The organism is Dietzia cercidiphylli (assembly GCF_014145145.1).
GTDB lineage: Bacteria > Actinomycetota > Actinomycetes > Mycobacteriales > Mycobacteriaceae > Dietzia > Dietzia natronolimnaea.
The window spans coordinates 1-4,375 of record NZ_JAALEA010000501.1 but is presented as its reverse complement, the minus strand read 5'-3'; the positions used below and the strand labels follow the sequence as shown (position 1 = coordinate 4,375).

General features: G+C 62.9%; 3 protein-coding genes. All 3 read right to left on the bottom strand.

Annotated elements, in window-relative coordinates; all coding sequences use genetic code 11:
* Window positions 1–32: 32 nt before the first annotated feature.
* Window positions 33–1,841: a DUF262 domain-containing protein gene (locus G6028_RS16365; RefSeq protein ID WP_182659501.1), complete on the bottom strand. Its 1,809-nt coding sequence runs from the start codon at window positions 1,839–1,841 to the stop codon at window positions 33–35.
* A 55-nt stretch (window positions 1,842–1,896) separates the two neighbouring features.
* Window positions 1,897–3,528 (bottom strand): ATP-binding cassette domain-containing protein, encoded by a 1,632-nt coding sequence (locus tag G6028_RS16360; protein WP_182659500.1) that lies wholly within the window; start codon window positions 3,526–3,528, stop codon window positions 1,897–1,899.
* 150 nt (window positions 3,529–3,678) lie between these two features.
* The coding region (locus G6028_RS16355; RefSeq protein WP_182659499.1) for a thioesterase family protein at window positions 3,679–4,375 on the bottom strand (697 nt) is incomplete at its 5' end.

Here is a 4,375-nt window from a genome sequence, read left to right as displayed (position 1 = left end):
CCCTAGAACAGCGTCAACTTGTGGAAGTCAGGTCAGAAGGCGAACTTCTCCATTGTCATCGAGACGAGCATCTCAGTGCGTTCGTTGATCTTCTGAGCCGTCCAACTGTCAGCTGACACGACGGATTTGTTCAGCCATCGACCATTCTTGAATCCGATGTAGTTGCCCTTCGCATCTATCGCGTCGCGCTTCCTGGTGAACGCCCAGTTCGTCAAGTTGCTGTTGTATCGGGTGAACGTGAGGTTGCCAATACGGTGAACGAGTTCGGCCTGAACCTCCCGCGCTCGTTCTGCCGCATCATCCCCAGTGCCGCCTAGATCTCGAACCCACTCGCCCGCGAGGTTGTCGGATTGAGGCAGAATGTGTTCGATAGTCCAGTCATACCTGTTGCTGGTCCTCGACCAGAAATTTGCTTCGTTTTCCTTGGTGAAGTGATCTGCTTCCAGAGATGCGAAAATGAATCTCAACATATCTACGTTATCTTCGTATATTGGACCACGCAATGCCGCTGAAAACTCGGCCTCGCTGGCGGACTCCGCTACGAGCCTCGACCGAATAAAGGCTTCAATCTGTTCTTCTGGAGCACTCTTGCTTGATTCTATGATCTCCATAAACATGCGGTCGATACGGTGGGTTGGTGGAGTGTTGGTAATGTTGCGCCGCACGAAAAACGACGTCAGCAATCGAGTCACCCCAGTCAAAGTTCTCGAGGAGACAACGAGGTCATCTTGTCTTGCCATAAGTTGTAACAGGAGCATGTAGGAAGCGGCGCCCTGTGCGCGTCTTAAGGACTCGAGTTCTTTGTCAAGATCAGGCCCGTATGGGGAGTTTTTCGTGTGCCCAAGGATTACGGAATACTTCTCGCCGGCGGCCGTTATCTGATCGATATACCGTCCCACGTTCACGCTGATGAGCTTTTCGTGCAGGTCCACAAGGTTGGACCGGGTGGCGATGCGTGAGGAGTCACTGCCCGCCAAGGTGCTTCGAAACGCGTTGTAATACTGGCGGAAAAAGCGCTCCTGGGTTGAATAGCTATCCCCTAGTGACCCGAGGAGGAGCTGCCACTTCTCGAAGGCTAGGTCAGTTGAATTGCCCGCCCTAGTAGTCTCCGACAGTACGGTGTTCTTTAGAATATCCACCGGAGTGAGCGGCATTCCTCTGTTATTTAATGACTCGAAGAGTCGGAAAGCGTTGGCATGGCTGTGGACAGTAATGTTGACAATAACTGATTGGTTGATCTTCTTAAGAAGGGCGAAAACCTCGTCCAGAATTGCCGGACCAGTGAGGTCCCTCGTTATTGCATCGACGCGCCTGCGAAAATGTCCGAAAGCCAGCGCTATTCTCCTGTTGCCATGATTTACCGGCTTGGGTGCTGCCGGTATCAATCCAATAGAATGAAGAAGATAACGGTAGTCATCATTGTTGGTGTTCTGATCTTGGAGATGTAGCCTTGGGAACCCGTCCTTGGAGGACACGAGTTGCTTCTTGAGTCCTACGAAGTCGGCTAGCTGATCATCGTCGAGGTCGGCCTTGTTGTCTCGAAGGATCGCGTAGAGAGTCGCAAGCAGAACGGATAGGGAGGTTATCCGTTGCTGCCCGTCGATGAGTTCGAAGACGTGCTCATTGACGTCGCCGGATAATCTCGCGAGACTGATGATGGTGCCAAGGAAATGTCCCTGGGTACTTTCAGACTCGTAGATGTCGTCGAACAGCTCATCCCACTGGTTCTTTCCCCATGAGTACTCGCGTTGGTACTTTGGGATCACGTACCTGACTGTGGAATGTGGGCTGAGCAGCTCGATAATCGGCTGGTCATTTGCATTGAACATTCCGGTCGACATGGGAAATGTCTATCAGATGGTCCCGTCGGGCGACGTCGAACCCGCGTGTTCGAACTCACGCGAGCTCGACGATCTCCATGTACTCCTGGCTCCACAGGTCCTCGGTACCGTCGGGCAGGATGATGACCCGCTCCGGCTCCAGCGCTTCCACGGCGCCGGGGTCGTGGGTGACCAGGACGACCGCGCCCTCATAGGACCGGAGCGCGTCGAGCACCTGCTCGCGTGAGATCGGGTCGAGGTTGTTGGTCGGTTCGTCGAGCAGCAGCACGTTGGCTGCCGAGGACACGAGCCCCGCCAGCGCGAGGCGGGTTCGCTCACCGCCGGACAGGGTGCCGGTCGGCTGGTCGAGCTGCGGGCCGGTGAACATGAACGCGCCCAGCAACCCGCGCAGGTCCTGCTCCCCCGCGTCCGGGGCGGCGTGGCGGATGTTCTCCCACACGGTCGCGTCCATGTCGAGGGTGTCGTGCTCCTGGGCGAAGTAGCCGATCTTGAGCCCGTGCCCGGAGACGACGCCGCCCTCGCCGTCGGTGCGTTCCACACCGGCGAGCAGTTTGAGCAGCGTCGTCTTGCCGGCACCGTTGTACCCCAACACCACCACGCGGCTGCCCTTGTCGATCGCCAGGTCGACTCCGGCGAACACTTCGAGCGAGCCGTACATCTTGGTGAGCCCCTTGGCGAACAGCGGCGTCTTGCCGCAGGCCGCGGGAGTGGGGAACTTGATGTGCGCGACCTTGTCGGCCACGCGCACCTCGTCGAGCTCGTTGAGCATGGTCTCGGCGCGGCGGATCATCTGCTTGGCCGAGGCGGCCTTGGTGGCCTTGGCGCCGAGCTTGGCGGCCTGCTGCTTGAGGGCGGAGGCCTTCTTCTCGGCGTTCGCGCGCTCGCGGCGGCGCCGGGCCTCGTCCGTGGCGCGGGCGTCGAGGTACTTCTGCCACCCCATGTTGTAGGCGTCGATCTCCCCGCGCACCGCGTCGAGGAACCACACCTTGTTCACCACGGCCTCGAGCAGCTCCACGTCGTGGGAGATGATGATCAGTCCGCCCTCGTGCTTCTCCAGGAAGGAGCGCAGCCAGGTGATCGAGTCGGCGTCGAGGTGGTTGGTCGGCTCGTCCAGCAGCAGCATGGTCTGCGACTTGCCCGCACCGTCGGAGGCGGCGAACAGGATCCGCGCCAGCTCCACGCGGCGGCGCTGACCGCCGGACAGGGTGCCCAGATTCTGGGTGAGGATCCGGTCCTCCAGCCCCAGGCTGTTGCAGATGCGGGCGGCCTCGCTCTCGGCCTCGTACCCACCCCGCGCGGAGAACTCGTCCTCGAGGCGCCCGTACTTACGCACGGCCTTGTCCATGGCCTTGTCGTCCGGGGCGGAGACCATCTGCTCCTGGGCAGCGGTCATGTCGGCCATGAGCACGTCCAGCCCGCGGGCCGACAGGACCCGGCTGCGCGCGAGCTGATCCATGTTGCCCTCGCGCGGGTCCTGCGGCAGATACCCCAGCTCGCTGGTCCGGATGATCTTGCCCGCGTAGGGCTCACCCTCGCCGGCGAGGATCCTCATCGTCGTCGTCTTACCCGCGCCGTTCCGTCCCACCAGGCCGATCCGGTCGCCGGGCTGGACCCGCAGCGAGGACCCGTCCATGTGGAGCAGGGTGCGCACGCCGGCGCGCACCTCCAGGTCGTCGATGGTGATCACGTGCGCGGGTACCTCGTCTGCTATCGGGGGGAATCGGGCCGACCAGCCACTCTACCTGCGGTGCGACACGCGGGACGAGTCCGGTGACCTGGGTCTCCGCTCGGCCCGGGTCCGCCCGTCACCCGACCGCGCCCTCAACCGGCCCTGCCCTCAACCGACCCTGCGCCCGTACAGGTTCTGGACGCTGCGGCCGATCCGTCCCCGGTCGTCGGACAGGAGCGTGTCGGTGATGACGCCGCGACCGGGGCCGCCCACCGTCTCGGAGTCCAGATGCACCCACCCCGGCTCCGGTTCCCGGTGCAGGGAGACCACCAGGTCGCAGTTGACCGCCGGATGCGTGAGCGGGTCGGTGGCCAGGGAGATCCCGCTCGCCGAATCCGCCACCAGGATCGTGTGCTGCCACCCGGTCATCGACTCGCCGTCGACCAGGTCGAGCCGGCTCCGTCCCCACGCGCGGGCCGGCCCGAGGGAGTCGCCGTCGCCGTGGTCGAAGGAGAAGTCCACCACGGACAGGTATCCGTCCGCGTACGCGAAGGACATCATCGCCCCCCGTTCGCGCGGCGCGTCCGGTACCTCGGGACCGGTGTGGTCGCCGTGCACGGGGAAGTCCTCGGGAGTCGACCGCATCCGCCACCCGCGGGCCACCAGGGCGGGCCGCCCGCCTGCGGAGGCGGTGGCCTCGAGCAGCTCCACACTGCGGCCGGGCCGGACGGTGCGCACCTCGATCTCCAGGTCCGCCACGGGTACCGGGCCGAGAACGTCGACCGAGACCCGCGACAGCCGCACCCCGGGCCGCCGCTCGAACCGCTCCATGGCCCGCACCAGCAGCGCGCTGGGCGGGCCGGCG

Excerpts from the sequence above, each read along its gene's own strand:
- G6028_RS16365 (WP_182659501.1), bottom strand. The coding sequence starts at position 1,841 with ATGTCGACCGGAATGTTCAATGCAAATGACCAGCCGATTATCGAGCTG.